Below are 20,241 nucleotides of genomic sequence, written 5' to 3'. Positions count from 1 at the left end.
CGCATGAATCAAAACACCCAAGCTCACGACGCCAGCGAATCGAGCGAGCGCGGCCAGATCGTCACCGTCGCCTCGGGCGATTGGCAGGGCGGTCAGTTGCCGGTCGCGCGCGAGACGCTGGTCGCCGACGTCGAAGCTGGCAAGGTGCTGTACTTCCCGCATCTGGCCTTCGCCATCGACGCCGCCGAGCAAGCGTTGCTCGCCCCGAAGATCGCGGACCCGAAACGCAAGAACATCAGCCTCGACCCGAAGACGGGTGTGCTCGTGGGCGTGGCCGCCGACGACGCTACGCAGCGTGCCGTTCACGCACTGGTCAAGCGCTACTACACGCAGGCATGCAGTCTGATCGACGGCCTGATGCCGGAGTATCGCGGCAAGCTGCGCGCCGCACCGACGAGCCTGCGACTGCATCAGGTAGAGACGCGTCAAACCTCGTGGCGCAAGGACGACAGCCGTCTGCACGTCGACGCCTTCCCGTCGCGCCCGAACTACGGCGAGCGCATTCTGCGCGTGTTCACCAACATCAACCCGGCCGGTCAGCCGCGCGTGTGGCGCGTGGGCGAGCCGTTCGAGGATGTGGCGAAGCGCTTCCTGCCGAAGGTGCCCACACAGTGGCCGGGCTCGGCATGGCTGCAAAACGCCGTGGGCATCACCAAGCGCCCGCGCAGCGGCTACGACCACATCATGTTGCATCTGCACGATGGCATGAAGGCCGACATGGGGTATCAGCACGACGCTGATCAGCAGACCATGCCGTTCCCGCCGGGCAGTGTCTGGATCTGCTTCTCGGATCAGACGTCGCATGCGGTGATGTCCGGCCAGTTCATGATGGAACAGACCTTCTTCCTGCCCGCCGAAGCGATGGTGCACCCCGAGTGCTCGCCGCTGGCGGTATTGCAACGTCTTACGCATCGCGCGCTGATCTGAATGTTGCTGCGTCTTGTCTATCGCGCGCTCTGGTGGATCGTCGCACCGCTGGCGGTGGTGCGCCTGTGGTGGCGCGGCCGGTTCGAGCCGGGCTATCGCCGTCACATCGGCGAGCGTTTCGGTTTCTACAGCACGCCGCCTTACACCGGGCGTCCGCTGATCTGGGTGCATGCGGTCTCCGTCGGAGAGACGCGTGCCGCGCAGCCGCTCATCGATGCGCTGCTGGAACGCTATCCGTCGCACGGCATCTTGCTCACGCACATGACGCCGACAGGTCGTGCCACGGGTGAAAGTCTGTTCGGCGATCGCGTGGTGCGGTGCTATTTGCCTTATGACATGGTCGGTCCGATCCGGCGCTTCCTGAAGCACTGGCGACCGAGCGTCGGCATGGTGATGGAGACGGAAGTCTGGCCGAACCTGATCTTCACTTGCCGCGAAGACGGTGTGCCGTTGGTGCTGACCAACGCACGCATGTCGGCGCGCTCGTTCCGTCGTGCGGCGCGCTTCGGTGATGCGACCAAACCCGTCTACGGCGGATTCAGTCGCGTGCTGGCGCAAAGCGATGCCGATGCCGAGCGTCTGCGCATGCTGGGGGCCAGCGACGTCGATGTGATGGGCAACCTCAAGTTCGACATGACGCCACCGCCTGCGCTGCTGGCACTGGGCGCACGCTGGCGCGAGCGCTTCGGCGACCGTAAGGTGTGGCTGGCGGCGAGTACGCGCGACGGTGAGGAAGCACTGGTGCTTCAGGCGCGTGCGATGCTCGCGTCCGCCTCCGACGAGGGACGTCGCTCGTTGCTGGTGCTGGTGCCGCGTCACCCGCAACGTTTCGACGAAGTGGCGGCGATGCTCGAAAAGGTCCGCTTGAACTACGTGCGCCGCAGTGCATGGCCGGATGACGACACGCCGCTGCCCGCCGACGTCGACGTCGTACTAGGCGATTCGATGGGCGAGATGGCCGCTTATTTCTCGGCAGTCGACGTCGCATTTATCGGTGGCAGTCTGCTGCCGCTGGGTGGCCAGAATCTGATCGAAGCGTGTGCGGCGGGTACGCCTGTTGTGTTCGGTCCGCACATGTTCAACTTCACGCAGGCGAGCGAGAATGCACTGGCAGCAGGCGCGGCGCGGCGTGTGAGCGATGCCGGTGAGCTGGCGTCGACGCTGGCCGACCTGCTGATCAACGACGACAAGCGGCTGGCAATGCGCACGGCGGCGTTGTTGTTTGCGAAGCAGCATCAGGGCGCAACCGCCCGTACCGTCACTGCGTTGGGACGCTGGCTCGATACCGGATTCGTCGCACCGCAGGAGTGAGTCGATAAGACGTCGCAACGTCGACGTCGGAAAGCAAAAAGCCTCGCATGCCGGAACGGTCATGCGAGGCTTTTTGTTTTGATGAGGACGATGTCAGCGACGCAGCGGTGCTGTCGTTCCCGGTCGCACACCGCGCGCCGGAAGTCCCGTGCCTGCGTTTGCCGGGGCCGCTTCGCGGGCACCGGCCATGGCGGCGGAGGCGTCCGGATTCTCGGTCAGCAACGCGTTGAGCAACTGCAAGTCCGTATCGACGAGCGTGGCGGCGCTGGCCTTCAACTGGAGGCTGGAGAGCAGCGTGCTGTAGCGCGCCTTGGCGAGATCGCGTCGCGTGGTGAAGAGCTTGTCTTCGGCGTTGAGCACGTCGGCGTTGATACGAATGCCGACCTGATAGCCGAGCTTGTTCGACGCGACCGACGACTGCGCCGATTGCTCGGCCGCTTCGAGCGCCTTGACCTGCGCCAGTCCGCTCGACACGCCGAGGTACGAGGTGCGCGCGCTCAGCACGGCCAGACGTCGTGCATCGTCCAGATCGCTCTGCGCCTTGTCTTCGAGCGCCAGCGTCTGACGCATCTTGCTCTGCACCGAACCCCCTGAGAAGATCGGGATGCTGATCTGAATGCCGATCTGCCCGGCCGAACTCGGCCCCGAGCCCTGACTCGACGGACTGGACATCGCGGACGATAACAAGCTGTTGGCGTTGCCGACGTTCGAATGCGCACCGGCCGCTACCAGATCGACGGACGGCATATAACCCGACTTCGCCTTCGACGTTTCGCGTCGCGCGATTTCCAGCGTGAGCGATTGCAACTGCACGCCATAGTTGGCTTGCTCGGCTTGCGTGACCCAGTCGGCAACGTTGTTCGGTTCGGGCGACGGCAGCGTCGACCCGGCGCGCAGCGTGGCGAGCGAGCCGACGGGATGGCCGACGATGCGAGCAAACGCGGCACGGCGCACGTCGAGCGTGTTCTGTGCGGCGATTTCCTGAGCGGTGGCCTGGTCGAAGCTGGCTTGCGCTTCGTTCGAGTCGACGATGGTGGCGTTGCCGACTTCGAAGTTGCGTTTGGCCGACGCGAGCTGTTCCGCGATGGCCTGCTTGTGTGTGCCTGCGAGGGCGAGATCGTCCTGTGCGGCGAGCACGTCGAAGTAGGCCGTCGCGACGCGCAGAATCAGATCCTGCTGCGCCTGCGCGAAGGCGGCTTCGGCGCTCGCGACCGTCAGCTTGCCCTGCTGGTACGACTGCCAGCTATCCCAATGGAAGATGGGCTGCGTCAGTGCAAGGCTGTAGCCGCTGCTGCCGAATGTGTTCGAGATGTTGCCGGAGCCGTAGTGCGTGTTGACGGCCCCGTAGCGCGCCGTGACCTGCGGCAAAAGCGCGGCGCGGGCTTGCGGCAGCGCTTCGATGTTCGCGAGGTACGACGAGCGTGCGCTGGCGATGAGTGCGTCACGCCCCTGGGCTTCGCTGTAGAGCTGAAGCAAGTCGGTCGCGCTCGCGGGTGCCGAGTGCCCAATGAGGGCAGCGAGCATCGTCGCGGTGGCGAGGACGCTCGCAGAGCGGGCATTGAGGATGCTACGGGTGTTACGGGTGGGGCGGACGGACGCACGCCTCTCCGCGCGCAGCCGCGCGGCAAACCTCGGGGGGCGCATGGCCCTGGCTCAGTAAGTCGGCATCGACGGATCGACCTGGCGTGCCCAGGCATCGATTCCGCCGTCCAGATTGAACATCTGGGTAAAACCTTGTTGCTCCAGGAACATGGCGGCGCGAGCGCTGCGCATGCCGTGATGGCAAATGCACACGATGGGCGCATCGGCGTCGAGTTCGCCCTGACGCGACGGCACGTCGCCGAGCGGCACGTTCTTGCTCTGGGCGATGTGGCAGGTCTGCACTTCCCAGTCCTCACGCACGTCGAGGAGCGTAGGTTGGCTGCGGTCCCCGTCCGCGAGCCACTGGGCCAATTGCGCCGGTGTAATGTTTTGCATGATGTTCTACGTGTGTCGAATCGATGGCGTCCGGGCTTCGTCTAGCCGCTTCATCGTCCCCAAACGATAAAAGCGCGAGACCGGTTCGCTCACGGCATCAGGGGCGCGCCGTTCGCTATCGAATGGCGCGTCCCCGGTGGCCGGGCTTTAGAACTTGAAGCTCGACGGTTGCGGGGCGACCAGATAGGTCACCTGCGTCTCGAACAGGTTTTCGCGACGGAACTCGGTCTCGGACATGCGCGTGATGAGCACGGCTTCCATGACCGGGCTACCGCCCACGAACGCAGCCAGGCGGCCGCCGACCTTCAGTTGGTTCTGGAACGCTTGCGGCAGTTCGGCCAGCGCGCCCGAGATGCAGATCACGTCGTACGGTGCAGCGGCACTCCAGCCCTGCGCACCGTCGGCGTTGACGACTTCGACGTTCGTCACGCCGTTGGCGCGCAGCGTCTGCTGGGCCGACTGTGCGAGGTTCGCGTCGAACTCGACGGTCGTCACGTGATGCGCGTTGTATGCCAGCAGGGCGGCCATGTAGCCCGAACCCGTGCCGATTTCGAGCACGTTTTCGTTCTTCTTCGGCGCGAGCGCTTGCAGAATGCGCGCTTCGACGCGCGGGAACATCATGTGCTGGCTCTTGTTCGGGATAGCAGCGCCCGAGAGCGGCAGTTCGACGTCGGTGAACGCGATCTCGCGCAGTGCCGTCGGCACGAAATCTTCGCGCTTGACGACTTCCAACAGCTTGAGCACGTCCTGATCGAGCACGTCCCAGGGACGAATTTGCTGCTCGATCATGTTAAAGCGGGCCTGTTCGTAATTCATTTCGATTACTCGTGGGTAGTAGGCAAACACAACCCGGCATTTTACCAGTTCCGGACGGCAGCCATGATGACGTGTGAACTTTTGCCGCAAATCGGCCCGAAAGCCGGGCCAATGTGACTGGCCCCGGGGCTCAGGCGGCCTTGTCCGGCGGGATCGAAAGCGCGGGCGAGTCCACCCGGACATCCGTGCCGGACTGGGCGACGCACTGCAAATACGCCCCGCACATCGTGGCCATCTGGTCGGCGATCTGGCGGGAGAGCGTCTCTGAGCAGGCGCCCACGGGGGCGCGGTTCTCCAGAATGGCCTTGATCGGCCCCGTCATGGAGTTAAGGAAGACGAAGGCCACCGTCTCCGGGTCCTCGAAGCGCGCGTTGTGTGCGGTCTTCAGCATGCCGACGACGGCCGCATGCATACGCGCCGACGCCCCTGCAAATACTTCCCGCCCGTCCAGATCCTCCGAGAGCCGGTATAGCGCCTGCGCCTCTTCGATATCGCGCATCTTCGCGCCGACGTAAGCCTTCGCCAGTTCCTGCGCCATCGTTTCCAGCGGCTTGCCATGTGACGCCTGACACGTCTGCTCGACCGAATCGACGATGCGGTCGATGTGACGCTCAAGCACTGCATAGAGCAGCACCTGCTTGTTCTGGAAGTACTGATAGAGGGTGCCGACGGACACCCCGGCGCGCTCGGCCACCCGGGTGGTGGTCAGTTGGCGCCCGCCATCGAGCAGCAAAACCTGAAGCGCGGCTTCGAAAATGGCGTCGATGGTGACCCGCGAACGCGCCTGTTGCGGCGATTTACGGGGCGTTGCGGGTGGTTGACCGGCCGGTTTCATATGCGAATAGAAAATCTGAAGGATTCTTCATAAACTCGATGCTAACAAATTTGCGTGCGGCCGAGCGCAGAACAACGGGAATTCGACGGGAGCAGTGATGAAACGGGACGCTATCGAACATACGGTACGCGAGGACGCCGAACGCCATCTGGGAAGAGTGGCGCTGGTGACTGGCGCGACCCGGGGAATCGGATTGGAAGTGGCGCGTGAGCTGGCCGAAGCGGGCATGACGGTGCTGGTCGGCGCGCGCGATGAAGCCAAGGGGGACGAGATCGTCGCCCCGTTGCGCAAGGCGGGTTTTCAGGCGGAGACGCTGGTGATCGACTTGCTTCGCTCGGAGACGCTGCACGCAGCGGCCTACCGGATCGGGCGCTATCACGGACGGCTCGACGTGCTGGTCAACAACGCAGGCGTGACCGATCCGCGCGACGACACGCCGGAGAAGGCGTCCATTGAGGCAGTCGAACGGGTCTTCCAGACCAACTTCTTCGGCACGTTGCGCGTCACACAGGCGATGCTGCCGTGGCTGTCGCGCTCGGACGGTGCGCGCATCGTCAACGTGTCGAGCGGCCTCGGCTCGCTTGCACAGAATAACGATCCGGCGTGGGAGCATGCGGCTTTCCGGCAGATCGGGTTCAACGCGTCGAAGGCCGCGCTGAACATGTTGACGGTGCAGCTCTCGCACACGTTGCGCGAGACGTCGATCACGGTGAACTCGGTCGACCCGGGTGCACCGGGCGATCTCACGGTCGACGCGAGCGGCAAGCGCGGGCGTCAGGGGTTGGCCGACGGCACGCGCAGCGTGGTGATGCTCGCACTGGGCGAGCGCGGCCCGGTGACCGGTGGCTTCTTCGATCTCTCGGGCACGCTGCCCTGGTAAATGCGGTGATCAATGCAGAGAGGGCGGGTCGGGTAAAATCCGCCCCCATGAATTGCCGACCTCACTGCGCTGCGTGCTGCATCGCGCCCTCTATTTCGACGCCGATTCCCGGGATGCCCAACGGCAAACCGGCGAACACACGTTGCGTGCAGTTGGACGACGCGGACCGCTGCCGCATCTTCGGCAGCCCGCAGCGTCCGGCCGTGTGCGGATCGTTGCGGCCCTCAGTGGAGATGTGCGGCGACGACCGCACGCAGGCCATCGCGTGGTTGTCGGAACTGGAGGCGATGACTGCGCCGATGGCCGCCTGAGGCTTGCCAGCGGGCTGCGGGAAGCTGCCAGAAGGCAGCGCCGGGCAAACCTCAATTCCTGTCGTATCCGAGTGCTATAGTCGCGCGTGTCGGGCCTGATGCGCCCAGAAGCGGAACGCGAAATGCCGGGTAGCACTCATCCAGATCGTCCCATTCCTCAGCAGTGCGATGCGACTGCGTCGTTCACTGTCTCGCGCCGTCGCTGGCTGACGATGACCGGTGCGGCTGCACTCGCTGCCGGTCTCGCCGCATGCGCGGGCTTGCCGTTCGGCAACGACTACACCTTTTCTGAGAGCCAGTTGCAGCGTGCGCTCGAACGCAAGTTTCCGTTCGACCGTCGTGTGCTGGCCGTGCTCGACGTCAATCTCACGCATCCGCGACTGACGCTGCTGCCGGATCGCAACCGTCTCGCAGTATCCGTCGACGCCACCGTGACGCATCCGCTGGGTGGCGCGCCGCTCACCGGCACACTCGCCATCGACAGTGCGCTCGCGTACGATCCGGCCACGCTGTCGGTCGTGCTGCGTGACCCCGAAGTAGAGACGTTCACCATCGACGGTCTGCCCGATCGCTGGTCGCGTCAGTTGAACGCGGCCGGAGCGCTGATCGCGACGCAGTTGCTGCAAGGCGCGCCGATCTACACGTTCAAGCCGGAGCAACTCAACATCGGCGGCGCGATGCGTCAGCCGGGGGCGATCACCGTGCTCTCGCACGGCGTGAACGTCAAATTCGACACGCGCTGATGTTGCACCGATTTCGCGCGAACGCATTCGCCTGAACCTACAGAAACTTCTTAATCCACGACTCCTCAGGAACTCATTGCATGGACTTGTTGCTGGCGCTCAAAGCCGTCATTCTCGGCGTAGTTGAAGGTCTGACCGAATTTCTGCCGATCTCGTCGACCGGCCACTTGATTCTGGTCGGCAGCCTGCTCGACTTCAACGACGAGAAGGGCAAGATCTTCGACATCGTGATTCAGTTCGGCGCGATTCTGGCGGTGTGCTGGGAGTTTCGCGCGAAGATTGCGCAGGTCGTGTTCGGGCTGGGCAGCGACGCGAAGGCGCGTCGCTTCGCGGTGAACGTGATCGTGGCGTGCATCCCGGCCATCGTGCTCGGCCTGTTGTTCGGCAAGCACATCAAGGCGGTGCTGTTCAACCCGCTGGTTGTGGCGACCGCGTTCATCATCGGCGGCGTGATCATTCTGCTGGTCGAGCGTCACAACCGTCGCAACGTCGAGGCGGGCAAACTGCCGCGCGTGAATTCCATCGACGAGCTGTCGACGTTGGACGCCCTGAAAGTCGGCTTCGCGCAATGTCTCGCGCTGGTGCCGGGCACCTCGCGCTCGGGGGCGACGATCATCGGCGGCATGATGCTCGGGCTGGAGCGTCGTGTGGCGACCGAGTTTTCGTTCTTCCTCGCGATCCCGATTCTGTTCGGCGCGACGATTTACGAACTCTACAAGTCGCGCTCCATGCTGGAAGTCGCGGACTTCGGTCTGTTCGGTATCGGCTTCGTGTTCGCCTTCATCAGCGCGTTCATCTGCGTGCGCTGGCTGCTGCGCTACATCGCGTCGCACGATTTCACGGCGTTCGCCTGGTACCGCATCGTGTTCGGTATCGTGGTGCTGGTGTCGGCCTACAGCGGGCTCGTGGTTTGGGCGGACTGATCGCGCGTTGTTGAACGTCGCATGAAAAAAGGGCACCGAAAGGTGCCCTTTTTGCTGTCCGTCAGTATCGGCGCAATGACGTCGACGCCGCTTAGCCGCGTTTGCGGAAGACCAGATCCCACACGCCGTGACCGAGGCGCAGGCCGCGGTTCTCGAACTTCGTCACGGGACGGTAATCCGGACGCGGCGCGTAACCGGCCGCCGTGTTCTCAAGCGACGCTTCGCCACCGAGCACTTCGAGCATCTGCTCGGCATATTCCTGCCAGTCCGTCGCGCAGTGCAGGTAGCCGCCCGGCTTCAGACGAGAGGCCAGCAATGCCACGAACGGCGGTTGCAGCAGACGGCGCTTGTGGTGACGCTTCTTGTGCCACGGATCAGGGAAGAACACGTGCACGCCGTCGAGCGAGCCTTCCGGGAGCATGTGCTGGACGACTTCCACGGCGTCGTGCTGGATGATGCGCACGTTCGAGAGCGGCGTCGTGCCGATGAGCTTGAGCAGCGCGCCTACACCCGGTTCGTGCACTTCCACGCCGAGGAAATCGTCTGCCGGACGTACCTTCGCGATGTGCGCGGTGCCGTCGCCCATGCCGAAGCCGATTTCCAGAATGCGCGGTGCGTCGGCACGATCGAAGGCTGTCGGCCAGTCGAGCGCTTCAGGCGCATACGGCAACATGAACTTCGGGCCGAGTTCTTCGAAGGAGCGCTTCTGCGCTTCGGAGCTACGTCCCGCGCGGCGCACGAAACTGCGAATGCGGCGTGGGTGCGCGACGCCGTCCGGGCCGACGTATGTGTCGTCGTCTTCCGAAGAGGTCGTTTGCGACGCGTCGAGTTCAGCGTCGTCGTGGGCCGGGAGCGCGTCGTCGGCCGGCGGTTGTCCGTGGTTCGTCATGGAAACAAAAAGCCGTCTGGAGCGACGGCTTGTCGAGGGAGACTTCGGCGGGCAGTGCGTACAGCGCCCAACACGATGATTTTTCAAAGGATTTTCCCGCGCCTTGGCAGCGGGAACGGGCTCGATTATCCACCGGAACCGCGTGCGCTGGCAAGTTGGCGCCCGCTTCGCGTCCCGGCGTGATGCTGCTTGACGCCGCGAGCGCGCGCCGCCGTCAGCGAGCCTTGGCGCGCGACGGTTTGGCGCTGGCTGCCACGCGGGCCGCGCTCTTGTTGCCGAAGACGCCCGTCGTTTCCATGTCTTCGAGCCAGGAGAGGGCGTCGGCGTGGCGAAGGAAGTGACGCAGATAGTCGGGTGACACGTCGTGCATGAGCGAGAGCGCGCGATGCACGAGATGGCTGGAATTGAGTGGTCCCGCGTTTTCGGGCACCTGCGCGAGCGACTGGCGCAGATTGCCGTCGGTGCTCAGCTTCGACCATGTTTCGCGGAAGTATTCGAGAACGTCGAGGTCTTCGAAGGCGTCGTCCGTCGCGATGACCGTCGGCGTGATGGCGACGGGAATCGGTGCGGGTTGGGTGACGGTGCGCTTCGCGGGCGTGGACGATGTCGCGACCGATTGTATGGGCGCGTCGGGGGCCTTCGCTGAGGGCGACGGTGCCGTCGGCTGAGCGCCACGGGTCGGCCTCGACGTCGCGGGCGATGCAGACGGCGTCGGCCGTTCACCGGTGCCGATCCGTCGCGTGATGTCGGCCGTCAGGGCAACAAGCGGCGATGCCACGCGCGACGTCGCGGAGTCGCGTGCGGAACTCTCTGCATCGGCAACCGACTTCGCGAAGTCGTCCACCAGCGCCTTCAGACGCGTTTCAAGCACGCGCCGCACGTCACCCTGATAGGTGAGCATGCGTGTGCAAAGTGCTTCGATGCGATGAAAGCGAGCCGGGTCGCGCTTGTCGGCACCGGCTTCACGCCATGCGACAAGTTGCGTGGTCGTCGGATCGATGGGATCGGCATGCGAAACGGCTAGCGTATCGTCTGCGTCTGCGGCGACGGTGTTCTCCAGCGGGGGCGTCTGCGTGCTCATCGCCTCACCGTCACGCTTTCGGCTTGCCAGCGTTGCCAGCACTGCTGCGGGGCATCGGTGCGATTTCCACGCGGCGGTTCTTGGCGCGTCCGGCTTCATCGACGTTAGACGTCACCGGTTGTTCCGCACCGAAGGCGGCCGAGAACACGGAGGACGGCGGCACCCCGGCGGCGATCAGCTCGCGCGTGACGGTCAGCGCCCGTTGTGCCGACAATTCCCAGTTATCGGCAAAGCGGCGGTTCGTCTCGCGCACTTGCTGGTCGTCGGTGAAGCCGCTGACCATGAGGATTTCGTCGCTCGCGCGCAGATAGGCGGCCAGCGGCGCGGCCAGACTGCGCAGCACTTCGCGGCCCTGCGGCTGCAACTGGTCCGAATTCAGGGCGAAGAGCACGTTACCGCTGATGCCGATGCGACCGTTCACGAGCGTCACGCGGCCACCGGCGAGCGGTCCGGCGAGCGCTTTCTCAAGCGTTTCGCGGCGCTGTGTCTCGACCTGACGCTCCTTCACTTCGCGTTCCAGCTTTGCGGACAGTTCGATCTGCACACCGATCACGCCGAGCATGATGAGCACGAACGCGCCGAGCATCACCGACATCAGATCGCCGAAGACGGCCCACGTCGGCGCGGCGGCACCTACGTCGCCCGCGTCCGCGATATCCGCGTCGAATTCGTCTCTCATGCTGCCACGCTACCCGGTTGCACACCGGCTTGTGCGGCGTGCGAGCGCGCTTGTGCCAGGTCCTGAAGGTTCTCAAGGATCTGCTTTTGCGACATCACGCTCAGCTCGACCACTTCGCGTGCCTGTGCGACGTAGTACCCGAGTTGTTCGTCGCTGCGCGCCATCGACTTGTCGAGCGCGGCCTCGATGCGTTGCAGGTGCTCCAGCAATTGCGTGTTCGATTCGCCGAACGACTGGACGGCGGCACCGAAGGCGTCGCCCAGGCTGGCGATTTCCACCACGCTGCCGGTGACCTGTGCCGACGCTTCCGTGAGCTTCTCCGTTTGCGCCGCGATGGCGTCGCCGAGGTTCGCACTCGCGCGTTCCAGCAGTTGCGCGGAGGTCGTAACGAGTTCGTCGACGGCCGCACGTTGTTCGTTGCCCGCGTGCTTGACGGTGTCGAGCAGCGTACCCAGCGTGTCGAGCAGTCGCGAGCGCTCTTCGAGCATGGCGTTGTCGCGGACCATGCTGTCCGAGAGCTTTTGACGCAGTTCGCCGATGATTTCGGCGGCCGCCTTCGGGGCTTCCGAAGCCGTCTGCACCAGACGCGAGATTTCCGCGATGGTGTCGCTGGCGTTGGCGCGCGTCTGTTCGGACATCTCCAGCGCGGTGCGGGCGAGCGTGTCGCAGATCGCCTGTTGCTGGCTGGCCGTTTGTGCGCCGACCTGCTGCCATTCCGAGCGCAGCGTGGACAGCGTGCCTTCGAGCGTTTCCGTCCAGGCGGACAGGCGCTGCGTTTCGCGCTCGGCGGTGGCGTCGTGATGCGTGGTGTTGGCGGCGCTGAGGGCTTGCAGCAGCGACGCACTATGTTCGGTGAATGCGCTGGTCGTGGCCGCGACGAGTTGCTGATTGCCGTCGGCCAGACGTTCGCTCGTGCGCGTGTGTTCGGCGATGGCGTCGCGCCAGGTCTGAGCCACGTTGGAGGACGTCGAGTCCAGTTGCGTCGAGACGTTTTGCAGCAATTGCGACGCCCGCGATTCGAACGTTTCGGCGAAGCGAGCGAGGGCGGCGGCGAGATCGGTGGTGAGCGCGTCGTTCGCCGATTGTTGCGCGACGAGGGCCTGCTTCCATTCGCCCGACACGACCGCAGCCGTCTCAGACACGCTGTGCATTGCGCCTTCCGTACGCTGGCTGACGCCGTCGATCAGATGAGCGGCGCGTTGCTCGAACGTTTCCGTGAAGCGGGTGAGGGCTGCGGCGAGTTCGGTGTTCAGTGCGTCATTGGCCTGCTTTTGCAGCCCGATCGATTGCTCCCAGGCCGATGCCACGCGCTCGTGTGCGCCGCTGACATTGCCGCTCGCGGCGTCGAGCTTGGCGGCGACATCTGCCAGCAAGGCACTTGAGCGCGCTTCGAACGTCTGCGCGAAGCGTTCCAGTGCCGCGCCGAGCGACTGCGTGAGCGTGTCGTGCGATTGCTGTTGCTGGCCGAGCGCTTGTTCCCACGCTTGCGCGACGGTCGTCTGTGCCGTGGCGATGCTGCCCGTTGCGCTGTCGAGGCGCGTGATGACGTCACCGAGCAGGCTCGCGGAGCGCGTCTCGAACGACTCGGTGAATTGCGCGAGCGTTGCACCGAGTTCTCGTGCGAGCGTGTCGTTGGTTTGCTGCTGCGTGGCGAGCGACGCTTGCCACGTCTGCGCGATGCCTGCGTGTGCGGCGTTGACCTGTCCCGTCGTGGCGTCGAGGCGTGCAGCGACATCGTCGACCAGCTTGGTCGAGCGCGTCTCGAACGTTTGTGCGAATTGCGTGAGTGCCGCGCCGAGGTTTTCGGAGAGGGCATCGTTGGTGCGTTGCTGCGTGGCGAGCGACATCTCCCATGTCTGAGCGACGTTCGCGTGGGCGGCGTCGACGCGGCCTGTGGTGGCCTCCAGGCGAGCCGCGACGTCGTCGACCAGCTTGGCCGAGCGCGTCTCGAAGGTCTGCGAGAAGTGCGCGAGGGCTGTGCCGAGGTTCTCGGAGAGCACATCGTTGCTGCGCTGTTGCGCGGCGAGCGACGTCTCCCACGTTTGCGCAACACCGGTCTGCGCGCTGCTGACTTGTGCCGTGACGGTTTCAAGACGTGCGGCCACATCGTCGACCAGTCGCGATGAGCGGGTCTCGAACGTCTGCGTGAAATCGCCGAGTGCCGAGCGCAGGTCGGTTGCGAGCGATTCATTGGTGCGCAACTGAGCGTCGAGCGAATCTTTCCAGACGCTGGCGACGCGTGCCGTCGTGGCTTCGAAGCGATCGGAGAGGCCGTCCATACGGTCTTGCACGGCGTTCGACACCGTCTGATGCCACGTGGCGGTTTCGCGCGCGAGGCTCGCCATCGTCGCTTCGACTTCCGGACGAATCGCCGCACCGGCGGCGCTTGCCGTGGTGGTGACGCTGTCCTTCAGATACTGCTGCATCGCGTTGGTGAGTTGCGCGTAAGACGCATCCGTCTTGGCGTGCAGGGCGTCCTGATTGGCGACGAGGCGTTCGCCGAGCGCCTGACTCTGACGCTCCATTGCGGCCATCATGTCTTGCAGACGGTCGACGAGGGCAGGCATGACCGTCGCTTGTTGCTGAAGCAGTTGCAGCGTGGTCTCGCGTTGGTGCTGCTGCGAGAAGCCGCGCAGTGTCGTGACGATGCGTGCATCGAGCGATTGCACGACCTGTGCGCGTTCCTTGCGCGCGAGTGCGGCGAGCAGGCCGAGCATGGCCGACGTAGCGACACCTGCGACCGACGTCCCGAACGCGAAGCCGAGTCCCTTGACCGGCGAGGCGAGCGAGGCGCGAATCGCCTGCAGATCGGTCGCGCCTTCGAGTGCGATGCCGGTGCCACGCAGCGTGGCGGCCATGCCGAGGAAGGTGCCGAGCATGCCGAGCAGCACGAGCAGGCCGACGAGATAGGGCGTGAGCGCCGGGCCGGGCAGACCAACGCGCTCGCCTTCCACGCGCCGACGCACGGCGGTGCGCAGACCGGCGGGCAACGTCTCAAGCCACGCGGGCAGGGAGGCGGGTGCTGCGTTCAGACCAGAGACGGCACTGGCAAGGGCGTTCGTCGACTGATGAAAGCGTTTGAGTTCGAGCGCGCCGAAGAGATAGACGGCGGCGATCAGCAGAGCGACGGCGAGCGCGAGGGTATTGGTTCCGGCATAGCCGATGGCGATCCAGCCGACGACGGCAAGACCTGCGACAAAGGCAATGAGATCAACGAGGTAGCGTGGCAAACGGGTCATGTTGTCCGGGTTCACTAACGTTTTCGCCGGGAGTGACCGAGGCGAGGGCGGCAATCAGCCCTTCGATCGGTTCCAGGCGGATATCCAGTTCTGCGAGCAAAACGCTCTGCATATCCCGGTGGAAGGTGTCTAGCCAGGTGCCTGCTGGCGCGAGCGGCGGTGCGCCGGGCACGCGCGGGGCCGCCATCGCGGCCTGCTCCGTGTCGCGCAGACGCACGAAGTGTCCTTCGAGCAGATTCGGCACGCTCGCGAGCAGTGTGCGCTCACGTGCGCCCATCACGCGCTCCATCACTGCATCGACGCTGGCCAGACGCGCGGCGTCCGGTGACATCGTAGCCAGTTGCGCGCGAAGGCGGGTGCGCAGGGCGCTGATTGCCGTGTCCATCGTCTGTTGCGACGTCGCGTAGCGCTGGCGATATGCCGGAAACTCCGCGAACGAGGCCGCCCGTTGACGCTCGGCAGCGCTCAGTGCACGGATCTGCCCGCCGGGCGCGGCCGCCAGTCCGCAATCGCGGGCGATGGCAGCGGCGAGGTCGACGCGCACACGTGCCAGTTCGCCTGCCGGGCTCTGCGCGGCCGAACGCGCGCCGGGCGTTGCCGCCGACGGGTTGGCTGGGTTGGCCTTAAGGGCCGACGACAAAGCGATGGCGTCGGTCCAGCCCAACCACTGGCTCAGACGGTCCGAGAGCGACGGCGCGGCCTCCGGGGGCGCGAACGAGCTCAGGCGGGCCAGCGAGCGTATGAGTGTTGGGGCGCTGATAACGGGACGCCGGGACACTTGCACCATTCCTCTGGGGGGTCGAAAACCCAGCAGTTTACACTGCGCGCGCCCCGCGACCCCCACCGGCCGCCCGGTCGGGGGATTGACGGGCGAGCAAAGCGCCCGACTCCCTCCTGAAACGCCTCCGAAAGCCCCGCCGGACGCCGACTGTGATTTATCTCAGTTTTCAGGTGCCGACCCGAGGTTTATCTTTCACTCAACCCGCGACAAACGCGAAACAAACGAAACGAAACCGGAGGTGTGAAATGGCTTTTATCGGAACTGCATGCGACGTAATGGTGACGATCGGAACGTGGGCTAGCCGGGCCGCTCCGGTGGCCAAGTTCTTCAACGATGTGATGGCCCTGTTCTGAAATTTCCTGCGACTAACGCAAAACAACGAAACAAAACTGGAGGTGTGAAATGGCTTTTATCGGAACTGCATGCGACGTAATGGTGACGGTCGGAACGTGGGCAAGCCGGGCCGCCCCGGTGGCCAAGTTCTTCAACGATGTGATGGCCCTGTTCTGAAATTTCCTGCGACTAACGCAAAACAACGAATCAAAACTGGAGGTGTGACATGCCCGCAATCGGACTCATCTGCGACGGACTGGTAATGATCGGAAGCTGGGCACGCGCTGCGGCCCCGGTCGCAAAGTTTCTCGCCGACACGGTCAATATCTTCATGTAAGGCGCGTTTAGCGCAACTTAAGACATCAATAGCTGGAGGTGTGAAATGTCCGCCATCGCATTCATGTGTGACGGAATGGTGGCAGCGGGTACCTGGGCAAGTCGGGCCGCGCCGGTGGAGAAGTTCGTTTTTCAGGTGATCGCGCTTTTTTCGTAAGCGGTCATGTGTCGAGCAACCGCAACACTCAACAGCGGAGGTGTGAGATGGGATGGGGAATGGTGACTAATTTGGTGATGAACGCAGTGGCGTGGGGCAGCGATTCCGAGTCTCTCCACAACTTCTTCTCGGACTTCGCTGCCACCGTCTTCTGATTCAGTTCAGGTCGTCGAGCAGGCAGTTTCGGGGGCTTGTGCAAGACCCGTCCGAAGGTAAGGCAACAAACTGGCGAGACCGACGGCGGCCATCGCTGCGCCAATCCACAACGGCGCGCGCATGCTGTAGCCCGCATCGATCGCCGCACCACCGGCCCACGTCCCGAAGGCGAGGCCCGCAGTAATCACCGACGTATGCATCGTATTGACGAGCGGCCCAGGCGCTGCAGCGCGCATCACTCGCGCGACCATTGCCGGATTGAGCGAAACCCCCGTCAGGCCGATGGCAGCGAACGCGGCGATGCCGACCGGCGTCAGTTCGGCCCAAAGCGCAAAGCTGATCAGGGCGAGTGCGAGCACTGACAAACCGGCCACCAGCACCGTGAGCGTGTGACGGTCGGCGAAGCGTCCGACGACGGCGTTGCCGATGATGTTCGCGATGCCGTACATCGCGAGCAGATTCGGAATCGAGGTGGCGGACACACCGGCCACATTCAAAAAGATCGGCGAGAAATAGCTGAACGCGGCAAACGTCGCGCCGATGATCAACCCGCTGGTCGCAAACGCGGCCCACAGCGGACGATTCAGCAACGAACGGAATTCGCCGGACAGGCTGACCACTTCAGCGTCGGCGCCATCCTGCTTATGGTCGGCCGGTGCCCACAGCGCAATCGCGACGGTACAGAGTGCCGCGAGCACAGCGACGAGCCAGAAGCTGGCGCGCCAGCCGTAGTGTTGTTCGATGAAGGCGGTGAGCGGCACGCCGACCACCGGCGAGAACATCAGGCCGCCGAGCACGAACGAAGCGGCACGTCCGCGCACCGACGGTGCGACGAGATCGGCGCAGAGCGTGAGTGCGACACCGAACGTCGCCGAGCTGGCCACGCCCATGATGATTCGCGCGACAGCCATCATTTCATAGCGGGTCGACATGGCGGCGAGTACGCCACCGGCTACGTTGATCGAGAGCAGCCAGATGAGGGCGCGCTTATGCGGCGTGCGCAGCGCGAGTAGCACGGCGGTGAGCACCGGGCCGCCGATGGTCATGCCGAGGGCATAAAGCGAAATCAGATTGCCGATCTTGCCGATGCCGACGTTCATGGCATCGGCCAGCGCGGGCATCATCCCGGCGACCATGAACTCGGCCGTGGTCATGGCGAAGACGGTGAGTCCTAGTAAGTAGACGACAGGTGGCATTGCGGATTTTTGCGTCATATTCTTTAACGTGCATTCCATATTGGCGGGAGGAATATCGACCCGCGATGGGGGGAGTCAAATGTTGGGAGTTGTGGGTGACGTGCTGCGCGAGAAAGTGTCGGGTGTGCGGACTGAAAGTGGTTGTCCGTCAGAGCTGAGCCAATATGCCTTCCATGATGCCTTCGAGGAAAGCGCGGTCGCAGACGGTGCGCCCCAGCGCACGCAGGCCGTAGTAGCTCGACAGGAACGTGCGGGCGACCACGACCGGGGAGCGTTCGGTGGACAGTTCGCCGTTGTGTTGTCCGACGGCGATCAGATGCACGAGCACCTGTTCGAAGCGGACGAAGTAGGCCTGACTGATCTGGCGGACGCGTTCGTCCTTGGCACCGCGCTCGAAGGCCGCGAACAGGGACATACAGCCGCGTTGCTTCTCGGGATCGAGATCGTCGTCGATGCCCCATTGCATGAGTGTGCGCAGACGATCCTTGACGGGGCCGTTGCCGTTGAGAATGTCGACTTGCTGCTGAAGGCCGAGCGTCTGATAGCGCTCAAGCGCTTCGTGATAGAGATTGAGCTTGCTGCCGAAGGCGTTGTAGAGACTGCCGCGCCCGAGGCCGGTGCACTCGACGAGCGCCTGCGCGGAAGTGCCTTCATAGCCGTTCGTCCAGAAGACGTCCATAGCGGCGTCGATGACGGCTGCGTCATCGAATTCTCTGGGTCTTCCGCTCATGATGGACCTCGTCATTCTGGAGGGATGGAAATAGCCGGTGCCACGTCGCACCAGTCCGATGGCGTGACTATAGGTGATTTTTTACCATTCGTTCAAATAACCGGATGTCGGTTGTGGATTTGGGCGGATGGTGGGGGAGAGGGCGATGGCGAACGACGTCAGAAAACAAAAAAGCCGTCACAAGGACGGCTTTCTCGAAAATTCTCTGGAGCGGGCGATGGGAATCGAACCCACGGCTCTAGCTTGGGAAGCTAGGGTATTACCATTATACGACGCCCGCGCAGGCCGCCATTTTACGCAGGGATTGAGGTTCTTGGCAATCGCGAGCTGATCCTGACGACCGATGTTCGCGACATCGATCGCCAGGACCCGTCGGCGCGTTTAGCGCAATTCCGGCATTTTCAGTAGCGTGTCCTGCAGTTTGATCATAGCGTCTGCGGTAGCCCGACGACTGGAGAGCGAAAAGTCGCTCTTGAACTCGCTATAGTCGGCGTGGCCCGTGCCGGTCACGGTCTGTGTGGCGAAAATTGTGCCGTCCAGATTACGAATCTCGCACTTGAGATTCACCGTGAAATCCGTTGCGGGCCAAGTGACTAAGCTCGCCGAGGAGGAATCTGTCGTTATCGTCGGCACAACGACATAGGCAAGCGCGCCTTTCTTCGTCGAGGCATTGTCATCGACAGATTTCAGGCGCGTCACATTCGTGAAGACGTTCGAAAACATCTTGTAAAACGCAGTCTCGGTATCGGCATACGGCTTATAGCTGATTTTGTCGCCGCCGCCACCGGGTGTCGTAACGGTCAGTTCACGCAACTGATCCGTGATAACGAAACCCACGTGCTTATCGATACGCGTGGCGCCTTCCGGTGCATTAACTGCCGCGATGTCAGGGGTCATGCTGACCTGATGCGCGCAGCCCGAAGCCAGCGCCACGACGAACATGGCGCAGAGTAGTTTGAAAACTCGCATTTTTTGTCTGTCCGCTTCGGATGGCGTTTATTGAAGTGCTTTCAGGAATGCGTCGTCATCGAGCAATGACGTCAGGAGCTTCTGAACGAGCTTGGGATACGCCTCGGTGGCGCGCGGAATGGCGATGGCCGCCACGAAATTCGATGACCACTCCGTCTCGGCAGACTTCACCTGGTCATAGCGCGTCGTGTTACCGCTGGTCACGACAATACGTGCCTTGATGATGCCCTTGCCGGTAGCGACACCGGTGTCGAGGTCGTTCTCCAGCAACGTGCCGGTAATCTGAACGGGCGATGTAGGCGCGAGCTTGCCTGCCAGCGACAGTTCCTGCTTGATCGCTTCAGCCAGATACTGGCTATAAGAGTTGCCGTAGGGCGACGACATGGACATCGCACGCAGCGTGATTCCTGACTCGGTCTTCAGGTCCGTCGATGGTGCGAACTTGCCAACCGTTACCTTATATTCGCCGCCCGCCTTCAACTTGTCGACGTTATCCAACGAAGCGTTGTAGTTCGGTGCCGACGTTGAGCACGCGCCGAGAAACACGGCGCAGGACACCGCGAGTACAACCCCGATTCTTTTAAACATGGAAATCCCCGATTGACGTGTGAATGCTTCGCTACTCTGACGTTGCGTCGTAGCTGGTCTAATGATTCTATGTAATGCCGGGAAAGGATAGGGGGCGCGATCAGGCCGTGTCAACGGTAATTCAGATGATAAAGAATCGATGTCCGAACGATGCAACATCCTGATTTCCGAACGCAGCGCCCAATCATTCCCTTCCCTCATATGCGGTTGCGATCAGTATTTTTGCGTACCGATCGCACGTAGCACTGCGGATTCACCGATGTTTTTTATCGGATATATCTAACTCGTAATTCAAAAGGAGATGGTTAGTTAAACGAGATAGATAAAGGGAGACGTAGATGAATGGCATTTCTCTATACACGCGATGGGTGGCCGCAACCGGAT

19 protein-coding genes and 1 tRNA gene are annotated in these 20,241 nt (G+C 63.3%); 6 read left to right on the top strand and 14 right to left on the bottom strand.

What is annotated here, in order from left to right:
- Window positions 1-3: 3 nt before the first annotated feature.
- A complete protein-coding gene (locus ACIQWO_RS21990; protein ID WP_402828876.1) occupies window positions 4-927 on the top strand; it encodes a Kdo hydroxylase family protein in 924 nt (307 codons plus the stop codon).
- A 3-nt stretch (window positions 928-930) separates the two neighbouring features.
- The gene (waaA, locus tag ACIQWO_RS21985; protein ID WP_402829204.1) at window positions 931-2,238 is read left to right on the top strand and encodes a lipid IV(A) 3-deoxy-D-manno-octulosonic acid transferase; all 1,308 of its coding nucleotides are present in this window, start codon (window positions 931-933) and stop codon (window positions 2,236-2,238) included.
- Between the two features lie 93 nt (window positions 2,239-2,331).
- On the opposite strand, the gene ACIQWO_RS21980 is transcribed toward waaA, so the two are convergent.
- The 4 genes from ACIQWO_RS21980 to ACIQWO_RS21965 form a co-directional block, all read right to left on the bottom strand.
- Window positions 2,332-3,762, bottom strand: coding sequence for a TolC family outer membrane protein (locus ACIQWO_RS21980; protein WP_402828874.1), 1,431 nt, complete (start codon window positions 3,760-3,762; stop codon window positions 2,332-2,334).
- A 129-nt stretch (window positions 3,763-3,891) separates the two neighbouring features.
- Window positions 3,892-4,215: a rhodanese-like domain-containing protein gene (locus ACIQWO_RS21975; protein WP_150666860.1), complete on the bottom strand. Its 324-nt coding sequence runs from the start codon at window positions 4,213-4,215 to the stop codon at window positions 3,892-3,894.
- Between the two features lie 147 nt (window positions 4,216-4,362).
- On the bottom strand, window positions 4,363-5,031 hold the full coding sequence (locus ACIQWO_RS21970; RefSeq protein WP_402828872.1) for a protein-L-isoaspartate O-methyltransferase: 669 nt from the start codon (window positions 5,029-5,031) through the stop codon (window positions 4,363-4,365).
- 130 nt (window positions 5,032-5,161) lie between these two features.
- Window positions 5,162-5,866 (bottom strand): TetR/AcrR family transcriptional regulator, encoded by a 705-nt coding sequence (locus ACIQWO_RS21965; protein WP_402828870.1) that lies wholly within the window; start codon window positions 5,864-5,866, stop codon window positions 5,162-5,164.
- A 97-nt stretch (window positions 5,867-5,963) separates the two neighbouring features.
- Here ACIQWO_RS21965 and ACIQWO_RS21960 point away from each other — a divergent pair, with 97 nt between their 5' ends.
- The 4 genes from ACIQWO_RS21960 (at window position 5,964) to ACIQWO_RS21945 (ending at window position 8,723) form a co-directional block, all read left to right on the top strand.
- Window positions 5,964-6,746, top strand: coding sequence for an SDR family NAD(P)-dependent oxidoreductase (locus tag ACIQWO_RS21960; protein WP_402828868.1), 783 nt, complete (start codon window positions 5,964-5,966; stop codon window positions 6,744-6,746).
- Window positions 6,747-6,793: 47 nt separating this feature from the next.
- A complete protein-coding gene (locus ACIQWO_RS21955) occupies window positions 6,794-7,057 on the top strand; it encodes a YkgJ family cysteine cluster protein (RefSeq protein ID WP_402828866.1) in 264 nt (87 codons plus the stop codon).
- Between the two features lie 122 nt (window positions 7,058-7,179).
- On the top strand, window positions 7,180-7,800 hold the full coding sequence (locus ACIQWO_RS21950) for a DUF1439 domain-containing protein (protein ID WP_402828864.1): 621 nt from the start codon (window positions 7,180-7,182) through the stop codon (window positions 7,798-7,800).
- A gap of 80 nt (window positions 7,801-7,880) precedes the next feature.
- Complete coding sequence (locus tag ACIQWO_RS21945; RefSeq protein ID WP_402828862.1) at window positions 7,881-8,723, top strand: undecaprenyl-diphosphate phosphatase; 843 nt, start codon at window positions 7,881-7,883, stop codon at window positions 8,721-8,723.
- A 91-nt stretch (window positions 8,724-8,814) separates the two neighbouring features.
- Here the strand turns inward: ACIQWO_RS21945 and trmB are convergent, their stop codons facing one another.
- The 10 genes from trmB to ACIQWO_RS21895 all read right to left on the bottom strand — a co-directional run bounded on the left by trmB (window position 8,815) and on the right by ACIQWO_RS21895 (window position 19,857).
- Window positions 8,815-9,612 carry a tRNA (guanosine(46)-N7)-methyltransferase TrmB gene (gene trmB, locus ACIQWO_RS21940; protein ID WP_402828860.1) on the bottom strand — a complete coding sequence of 266 codons (798 nt, stop codon included), beginning with the start codon at window positions 9,610-9,612 and terminating at the stop codon, window positions 8,815-8,817.
- A 214-nt stretch (window positions 9,613-9,826) separates the two neighbouring features.
- Window positions 9,827-10,693: a DUF2894 domain-containing protein gene (locus ACIQWO_RS21935; RefSeq protein ID WP_402828858.1), complete on the bottom strand. Its 867-nt coding sequence runs from the start codon at window positions 10,691-10,693 to the stop codon at window positions 9,827-9,829.
- A 10-nt stretch (window positions 10,694-10,703) separates the two neighbouring features.
- Window positions 10,704-11,372, bottom strand: a complete 669-nt coding sequence (locus ACIQWO_RS21930; RefSeq protein ID WP_402828856.1) for an OmpA family protein — start codon at window positions 11,370-11,372, stop codon at window positions 10,704-10,706.
- Entirely contained in the window at window positions 11,369-14,611 is a 3,243-nt protein-coding gene (locus tag ACIQWO_RS21925; protein WP_402828854.1) for a DUF802 domain-containing protein, read from the bottom strand. Before ACIQWO_RS21925 ends, ACIQWO_RS21930 begins: the two co-directional genes overlap by 4 nt.
- Window positions 14,583-15,398, bottom strand: coding sequence for a DUF3348 domain-containing protein (locus ACIQWO_RS21920; RefSeq protein ID WP_402828852.1), 816 nt, complete (start codon window positions 15,396-15,398; stop codon window positions 14,583-14,585). The genes ACIQWO_RS21925 and ACIQWO_RS21920 overlap by 29 nt, the downstream gene beginning before the upstream one ends.
- Window positions 15,399-16,379: 981 nt before the next feature.
- A complete protein-coding gene (locus ACIQWO_RS21915) occupies window positions 16,380-17,588 on the bottom strand; it encodes an MFS transporter (protein WP_402828850.1) in 1,209 nt (402 codons plus the stop codon).
- A 130-nt stretch (window positions 17,589-17,718) separates the two neighbouring features.
- Window positions 17,719-18,300: a TetR/AcrR family transcriptional regulator gene (locus ACIQWO_RS21910; protein ID WP_150664567.1), complete on the bottom strand. Its 582-nt coding sequence runs from the start codon at window positions 18,298-18,300 to the stop codon at window positions 17,719-17,721.
- A gap of 206 nt (window positions 18,301-18,506) precedes the next feature.
- A tRNA-Gly gene (locus ACIQWO_RS21905) sits at window positions 18,507-18,580 on the bottom strand.
- A gap of 101 nt (window positions 18,581-18,681) precedes the next feature.
- Window positions 18,682-19,269, bottom strand: a complete 588-nt coding sequence (locus ACIQWO_RS21900; RefSeq protein WP_402828848.1) for a hypothetical protein — start codon at window positions 19,267-19,269, stop codon at window positions 18,682-18,684.
- Between the two features lie 27 nt (window positions 19,270-19,296).
- Complete coding sequence (locus ACIQWO_RS21895; RefSeq protein WP_402828846.1) at window positions 19,297-19,857, bottom strand: hypothetical protein; 561 nt, start codon at window positions 19,855-19,857, stop codon at window positions 19,297-19,299.
- Window positions 19,858-20,241: the final 384 nt, after the last annotated feature.

Source organism: Pandoraea sp. NPDC090278, from assembly GCF_044772185.1.
Classification (GTDB): domain Bacteria; phylum Pseudomonadota; class Gammaproteobacteria; order Burkholderiales; family Burkholderiaceae; genus Pandoraea.
This window is presented reverse-complemented; position numbering and strand designations above follow the sequence as displayed.

What these genes read in the sequence shown, in the direction of transcription:
- ACIQWO_RS21990 (WP_402828876.1), top strand. Translation starts at nt 4, where the DNA reads ATGAATCAAAACACCCAAGCTCACGACGCCAGCGAATCGAGCGAGCGC.
- ACIQWO_RS21980 (WP_402828874.1), bottom strand. Translation starts at nt 3,762, where the DNA reads ATGCTCGCTGCCCTCATTGGGCACTCGGCACCCGCGAGCGCGACCGAC.
- ACIQWO_RS21975 (WP_150666860.1), bottom strand. Translation starts at nt 4,215, where the DNA reads ATGCAAAACATTACACCGGCGCAATTGGCCCAGTGGCTCGCGGACGGG.
- ACIQWO_RS21970 (WP_402828872.1), bottom strand. Translation starts at nt 5,031, where the DNA reads ATGAATTACGAACAGGCCCGCTTTAACATGATCGAGCAGCAAATTCGT.
- ACIQWO_RS21965 (WP_402828870.1), bottom strand. Translation starts at nt 5,866, where the DNA reads ATGAAACCGGCCGGTCAACCACCCGCAACGCCCCGTAAATCGCCGCAA.
- ACIQWO_RS21960 (WP_402828868.1), top strand. Translation starts at nt 5,964, where the DNA reads ATGAAACGGGACGCTATCGAACATACGGTACGCGAGGACGCCGAACGC.
- ACIQWO_RS21955 (WP_402828866.1), top strand. Translation starts at nt 6,794, where the DNA reads ATGAATTGCCGACCTCACTGCGCTGCGTGCTGCATCGCGCCCTCTATT.
- ACIQWO_RS21950 (WP_402828864.1), top strand. Translation starts at nt 7,180, where the DNA reads ATGCCGGGTAGCACTCATCCAGATCGTCCCATTCCTCAGCAGTGCGAT.
- ACIQWO_RS21945 (WP_402828862.1), top strand. Translation starts at nt 7,881, where the DNA reads ATGGACTTGTTGCTGGCGCTCAAAGCCGTCATTCTCGGCGTAGTTGAA.
- trmB (WP_402828860.1), bottom strand. Translation starts at nt 9,612, where the DNA reads ATGACGAACCACGGACAACCGCCGGCCGACGACGCGCTCCCGGCCCAC.
- ACIQWO_RS21935 (WP_402828858.1), bottom strand. Translation starts at nt 10,693, where the DNA reads ATGAGCACGCAGACGCCCCCGCTGGAGAACACCGTCGCCGCAGACGCA.
- ACIQWO_RS21930 (WP_402828856.1), bottom strand. Translation starts at nt 11,372, where the DNA reads ATGAGAGACGAATTCGACGCGGATATCGCGGACGCGGGCGACGTAGGT.
- ACIQWO_RS21925 (WP_402828854.1), bottom strand. Translation starts at nt 14,611, where the DNA reads ATGACCCGTTTGCCACGCTACCTCGTTGATCTCATTGCCTTTGTCGCA.
- ACIQWO_RS21920 (WP_402828852.1), bottom strand. Translation starts at nt 15,398, where the DNA reads ATGGTGCAAGTGTCCCGGCGTCCCGTTATCAGCGCCCCAACACTCATA.
- ACIQWO_RS21915 (WP_402828850.1), bottom strand. Translation starts at nt 17,588, where the DNA reads ATGACGCAAAAATCCGCAATGCCACCTGTCGTCTACTTACTAGGACTC.
- ACIQWO_RS21910 (WP_150664567.1), bottom strand. Translation starts at nt 18,300, where the DNA reads ATGAGCGGAAGACCCAGAGAATTCGATGACGCAGCCGTCATCGACGCC.
- ACIQWO_RS21900 (WP_402828848.1), bottom strand. Translation starts at nt 19,269, where the DNA reads ATGCGAGTTTTCAAACTACTCTGCGCCATGTTCGTCGTGGCGCTGGCT.
- ACIQWO_RS21895 (WP_402828846.1), bottom strand. Translation starts at nt 19,857, where the DNA reads ATGTTTAAAAGAATCGGGGTTGTACTCGCGGTGTCCTGCGCCGTGTTT.